Raw genomic sequence first — 6,445 nt, forward strand, 5'->3', positions numbered from 1 at the left:
TCCGCTGTGGAAAAAGCGTTGCAAAATCATCAAAAACACCCGCAGACAGGCCGTCTGAAACCCGCCTCGACAAATGTAAAGACCGTTGCTTTCATTGCAAAAAAGCGAAAAAGCACCGATTCACCCGCTATCAGCCGAAGCGTTTTGCATGTTAAGATTCGCAACATCACGCGTGCTGCATAAACAGCACAAGCAACCTAAAAAGGAAACGACACATGAGCCGAGTATTACTGGTAGACGACGATGCACTGTTAACCGAACTCCTTACCGAATATCTGACCGCGGAAGGTCTCAACGTCCACAGCGTGCCCGACGGCGAAGCCGGCGTAACCGAAATCCTGACCGGCCAATACGACGTTGTGATTCTGGATTCCATGATGCCGAAAATGAACGGACTGGATGTTTTGAAAAGCGTGCGCAGCCAAAGCAGCGCCGTCCCCGTGATTATGCTGACCGCCAAAGGCGACGACATCGACCGCATCATCGGTCTCGAAATGGGTGCCGACGACTACGTTCCCAAACCCTGTACCCCGCGCGAACTCTTGGCGCGCATCAACGCCATCCTGCGCCGCGCCCAACGCTCCGGCGAACAGACCAATGCGCCCAACAGCATTTCCGTCAGCGACGTAGTGCTCTACCCCGCCAAACGCCAAGCCTCAATCAAAGACCAGCCCCTCGAGCTGACCAGCACCGAATTCAACCTGCTGGAAGTATTGATGCGCCACGCCGGACAGGTTGTGAGCAAAGAAACCCTGTCCGTCGAAGCACTCGACCGCAAGCTGGCCAAGTTCGACCGCAGCATCGACGTACACATTTCCAGCATCCGCCACAAACTCGGCGACGCATCGCTGATTCAGACCGTGCGCGGTTTGGGCTATCTGTTTGTGAAAAACTGATTGCCCGCCGACAAAAAACACACCCGCCGATGGCACTCAAATCGGCGGGTGTCCGTTTTTCAGACGGCCTTAGACAACCCTGACCACCCTTTCCGGCTATGGGCAAAACGCCGCAGAAACGGTACACTTCCACCCTGTCGACAGTCCCAACAGGCAACTGCTGAATGAAACTTTTCCAACGCATCTTCGCTACGTTTTGCGCCGTCATCATTCTGGCCATCTTCGTGGCGAGTTTCTCTTTCTGGCTCGTGCAGAACACGCTGGCCGAAAACCAGTTCAAACAACGCCGCACCATCGAAACCACGCTGATGGCCAGCATCATCTCCGCCTTTAAAGCAAGGGGCGACACCGGTGCGCGCGAAATCCTCAACGAGTGGAAAGACAACCCCGTTTCCCGCAACATCTTCGTCATCACAGGCGACGAAGAAGAAGACATCCTAGGCCGAAAAATCGACAGCACCGCCATCAACGACGCACGAGAATACGCCGCCGCCAACCCCGAATCCGAACTCGTCCACGTCGAATTCGACCGCTGGGGCGAAGAATACATCTTCTTCATCAAAGGCTGGGACAACCAGCAGATTCAGCGCGTCCCCAGCCCGCTCTACATCCCCGGCCTGCAACTCGCACCGATTTGGCACGAATTCATCATCCTCTCCTTCATCATCCTCGTCGGCCTACTGATGGCCTATATCCTGACCAACAACATCACCAAACCCATCCGCATCCTCGGCAACGGCATGAACCGCCTTGCCGTCGGCGAGCTTGAAACCCGCATCGCCCAACAGATGGAAGGCCGAGACGACGAACTTTCCCACCTGGCCTACCAATTCGACAAAATGGCGCAGCAGCTGCAAAAACTCGTCGCCAAAGAACGCCACCTGCTGCACCACGTTTCCCACGAAATGCGCTCTCCCCTCGCCCGCATGCAGGCCATTCTCGGCCTGGTTCAGGCACAACCGCAAAAGCAGGAACAATACCTCAAACGTCTCGAAGGCGAACTCGTTCGCATGGACACCCTCGTCGGCGAACTGCTGACCCTGTCGCGGCTCGAAACCTCCAACATGCCGCTGGAAAAAGAAAACCTCGCCCTAGTCCCCTTTCTGACCCAACTCATCGAAGACAGCCAGGCCGTCGCCATCCAAAACAAACAGCAGGTTACCCTCGATACCGGCAAAGTCCCCGAAAACGCTATCCTCGCCGCCAACGAAAGCTACCTCTACCGTGCCGTCGACAACGTCATCCGCAACGCCATGAACTACAGCCCCGAAGGTAGCACCATCAAGGTCAAACTTTCGCAAGACCAAAAAAACTGGCTGATAGACGTTACCGACAACGGCCCCGGAGTCGACGAAAACCAACTCCCCCACATCTTTACCGCCTTCTACCGTGCAGACAGCAGCGCCCACAAACCCGGCACAGGCCTGGGCCTCGCGCTGACCCAGCACATCATCGAACAGCACGGCGGCAAAATCAGCGCCGACAACATCAAACCCAACGGTTTGAAAATGCACTTCGTCCTGCCCAAAAAATCACAGTAAAAACGCAATCTCCAATCTCCTTACCGTAAAGGCCGTCTGAAAAATGTTTTTCATACGGCCTTTATCTTAAATTTCAAGATATTATAGTTTCATTGGTAATCTTAAAACATAATCATCCAACAAGAATACTGCCACTGTTACAAATACCAAATAACCTGCTTTCTTACCTGACATTTAAGACCAATTTGCATCATTGGCCCTTTTCCCAAATGAACTTAAACACAACTCCAACTATTCAACCAATCTTATTTTCATCACACAGCAATCATCCCCAACAATTCCGCGGCATGGCTGCGGGTGGTGTCGGTAATGGTTTCTCCGCCGAGCATACGGGCGATTTCTTCGGTACGGGCATTGCCTTCCAGTACGCTGATTTCGCTGACGGTTTGACTGCCTTCGCTGTGTTTGTGTACTTTCCAATGGTTTTCGCCGCAGGCGGCGACTTGGGGTAGGTGTGTTACGGCAAGCACTTGATGTGCTTTGCCTAATGCGCGCAAGGCTTTTCCGACGGTTTCGGCCACGCCTCCGCCGATGCCTGTGTCGACTTCGTCGAAAATCAGGGTGGGTACTTGGGTGTATTGGCTGGTAACGACTTGGATGGCAAGGCTGATGCGGGCGAGTTCGCCGCCCGATGCGGTTTTGCTCAGGGGGCGCAGCGGGCTGCCTTTGTTGGCGGCTACTTGGTACTGCACCTGCTCCAAGCCGTGCGCGTTCGGTGCGGCGGGCAGCAGCTCGATATGGAATTGTGCGCCTTTCATGGCCAAATGCTGCATATGGGCAGCGGTTTCGGACGACAGTCTTACTGCAGCTTCGCGGCGCGCATCGGACAGAATTCGGGCGGCTTCCATATATTCCGCTTCGCAATGGGCAACGGCTGCCCCGAGCACTTCCAAATCGGCGGCGGCATTGAGATTGTCGAGACTTTGACGGATGTCTTCGAGTTTGGCGGGCAACTCTTGCGGTTCGATACGGTATTTGCGCGCCATGCCCATCAGTTCGGACATCCGCTCTTCCTGTGCGGCCAGCTCATTGGGATTGATGTCGGCACGGCCTGCCGCGTCGCGCATATTGCTGCTGATTTCGCCCAGTTCGGCTTCGATGCTGGCCAGCAGGTTGAGACTTTCGGCGAAACGCGGCTCGATGTTTTGCAGGTTGGTCAGCATTTTCTGGCAACGGTAAATTTGGCGTTGCAGACCGTTGTCGCCGTCGATGGCTTCGCCTACTTCTTCGGCGGTTTGCAGCAGTTCGGCGGCATGAGCGAGCGTATCGTGGCTTTGGCTCAGGGCTTCCCATTCGCCGTTTTTGGGTTCGGTTTGCGACAATTCGTTCAACTGCCATTCCAAACGTTCCCGCTCGATATTGAGCGTATCTGCTTGGGTTTGCGCGTCGTGCAGGGCTTTTTTGGCGGCAGTCCAGTCTTGATACCGTTTTTTGACTTCGGCAGCCTGCGGTAGCATTCCGGCAAACGCATCCAAAAGATGGCGTTGTGCAGCTTCCTGATTGAGCGAGTGGTGGGCGTTTTGGCCGTGGATGTCTATCAACTGCTCGCCCACGGCTTTAAGCTGCGCGAGTGTTGCGGCCTGATTGTTGATGAAGCTGCGGCTTTTGCCTTTAGCATCGATGACACGGCGGATGTTCAACTCTTCCGCGCCTTCTTCCAGCAGGCCCTGTTCGCGCAGGCTCTGCTGCAAATCGGGCAGCGCGGCGATGTCGAACAGAGCGGACAGGCGCGCTTCTTTTGCGCCTGTCCGCACTTGGCTGTAATCGGCCTTGTCGCCCAACAGCAATCCGATGGCATCGAGCGTAATGGATTTACCCGCACCGGTTTCGCCCGTGAGCACGGTAAAACCGGTTTGGAAATCAAGGTTGAGTTGTTCGACGATAACAAAATCACTGAGAGAAAGCGCGAGCAGCATCCGGATAATCCTTACAGGCCGTCTGAAAATGGTTGTGGACGGCTGATATTATAATAAACTTTTCCATAGCAAAAAATAAGATTTTTCTAATTTACTCAGGTTTTATTTGAATTGCCTCCAATACATTGAAAAACATATGTTTATTTTGCATCTAGCACCATGCCTTATTGTTCCGGAAGCCCTTTCCGCCATCACCGCAACAATCGGAAAATATATCTCCAAACACCATACCTTCCGTTATTTTACAGCCGAAAACCTGCACTGCCCGTTTCTTCCACGCCCGGGCCGTCTGAAAAAATATTTTTCAGACGGCCTGATTGTTTGATGCAACCCCGTATCCAATCCCCGTTAAAAAGCGTAAAATTGCCGACATTGTTCCTACACGATTCCAGAAAGAATACACCATGTTTTTCAACCACATCGAAGCTGCCCCTGCCGACCCGATTTTAGGTTTGGGCGAAGCGTTCAAAGCCGAAACCCGTTCGGAAAAAGTCAACCTCGGCATCGGCGTCTACAAAGACGCAGCGGGCAACACACCGATTGTCAAAGCCGTCAAAGAAGCTGAAAAACGCCTGCTGGAAACGGAAAACACCAAAAACTACCTGACCATCGACGGCGTGGCCGAATACAACGCGCAAACACAATACCTGCTCTTCGGAGAAAACCACGAAATCGTTGTTTCCAAACGCGCAAAAACCGCACAGAGCCTCGGCGGAACGGGTGCTCTGCGCATCGCCGCCGAATTCGCCAAACGCCAAACCGCCGCGAAGAACGTATGGATTTCCAACCCCACCTGGCCCAACCACAATGCCATCTTCAAAGCCGTCGGCATCAACATCCGCGACTACCGCTACTACGATGCCGAACGCCACGCCTTGGATTGGGACGGCCTGATTGAAGATTTGGCACAGGCGGAACAAGGCGACATCGTGCTGCTGCACGGCTGCTGCCACAACCCCACCGGCATCGACCCCACGCCCGAACAATGGGACACGCTGGCCAAAATGTCGGCCGAAAAAGGCTGGCTGCCGCTGTTCGACTTCGCCTACCAAGGCTTCGGCAACGGCCTCGAAGCCGATGCCTACGGCCTGCGCGCGTTTGCCGAACTCAACAAAGAACTGCTGGTGGCCAGCTCGTATTCCAAAAACTTCGGCATGTATAACGAACGCGTCGGCGCGTTTACCGTTGTCGCTGAAAACGAAGAAACCGCCGGCCGCGCATTCAGCCAAGTCAAAACCATCATCCGCACGCTCTACTCCAACCCCGCCTCACACGGCGGCGCAACCGTTGCCTTGGTATTGAAAGACGCGCAACTGAAAGCGCAATGGCAAAACGAACTCGACGAAATGCGCAACCGGATCAAAACCATGCGCCAAAAATTCGTCGACACGCTCAAAGCCAAAGGCGCAACGCAGGATTTCGGTTTCATTACCGAACAGAACGGCATGTTTTCGTTCAGCGGTTTAACGCCGGAACAGGTTGACCGTCTGAAAAACGAATTCGCCATCTATGCCGTGCGCTCCGGCCGCATCAATGTGGCGGGGCTGACCGACGACAACATTGATTATCTCTGCGAAAGCATCGTAAAAGTGCTGTAAGCGGTCGAGCGCATCACAGGCCGTCTGAAAACATTTTTCAGACGGCCTCTGTATTTTTGTCTTTACGGATAAACCGGAGCAACAAGATGCGAAAATTTTCACCTTTTCGTCCTTGCCGCGCAGGCGGGAATCCATGCTCGGCCTTGGTAACCTACTGAATAACAAACGGCTTCCTATTTTTTGCCGTGGATTCCCGCCTGCGCGGGAATGACGGCAGGGATGGGCAATATATTTTCTATCGGTGTTATCCGACAGCCCCAACTTCACAAATCGGTTGGGTACATTGGATCAGCAGGTACGGTTGGCCGCAGCAAGCGGCATCACCGTACGGATGATGTAAAAAGCCAAATCCTATGTATAGCAAATAAACATATTATTCGATACAATTCCACCATGGCCTATTCACAAGACTTCAAACAACTCGTGCTCAAAAAACTCCGTCAAGGATGGACGATTCGTAGAGCCGCAAAAGAATTCGGCATCGCCATCTCCAC

General features: G+C 53.7%; 5 protein-coding genes. 4 read left to right on the forward strand and 1 reads right to left on the reverse strand.

From position 1 onward, the window contains the following. The first annotated feature begins 6 nt into the window (after positions 1–6). The 3 genes from ACEYDX_RS01790 (at position 7) to ACEYDX_RS01800 (ending at position 2,437) form a co-directional block, all read left to right on the forward strand. Complete coding sequence (locus ACEYDX_RS01790) at positions 7–183, forward strand: hypothetical protein (protein WP_373740322.1); 177 nt, start codon at positions 7–9, stop codon at positions 181–183. Positions 184–215: 32 nt separating this feature from the next. Then, positions 216–896, forward strand: coding sequence for a response regulator (locus ACEYDX_RS01795; RefSeq protein WP_373740323.1), 681 nt, complete (start codon positions 216–218; stop codon positions 894–896). A 164-nt stretch (positions 897–1,060) separates the two neighbouring features. Continuing rightward, positions 1,061–2,437, forward strand: a complete 1,377-nt coding sequence (locus ACEYDX_RS01800) for an ATP-binding protein (RefSeq protein WP_373740324.1) — start codon at positions 1,061–1,063, stop codon at positions 2,435–2,437. A 254-nt stretch (positions 2,438–2,691) separates the two neighbouring features. Here the strand turns inward: ACEYDX_RS01800 and recN are convergent, their stop codons facing one another. Next, positions 2,692–4,353 carry a DNA repair protein RecN gene (gene recN / locus ACEYDX_RS01805; protein WP_373740325.1) on the reverse strand — a complete coding sequence of 554 codons (1,662 nt, stop codon included), beginning with the start codon at positions 4,351–4,353 and terminating at the stop codon, positions 2,692–2,694. A gap of 404 nt (positions 4,354–4,757) precedes the next feature. On the opposite strand from recN, the gene ACEYDX_RS01810 reads away from it, so the two are divergent. Then, positions 4,758–5,951, forward strand: a complete 1,194-nt coding sequence (locus ACEYDX_RS01810; protein ID WP_373740326.1) for an amino acid aminotransferase — start codon at positions 4,758–4,760, stop codon at positions 5,949–5,951. The last annotated feature ends 494 nt before the right edge of the window (positions 5,952–6,445 follow it).

This window comes from Neisseria sp., from assembly GCF_041804105.1.
GTDB lineage: Bacteria > Pseudomonadota > Gammaproteobacteria > Burkholderiales > Neisseriaceae > Neisseria.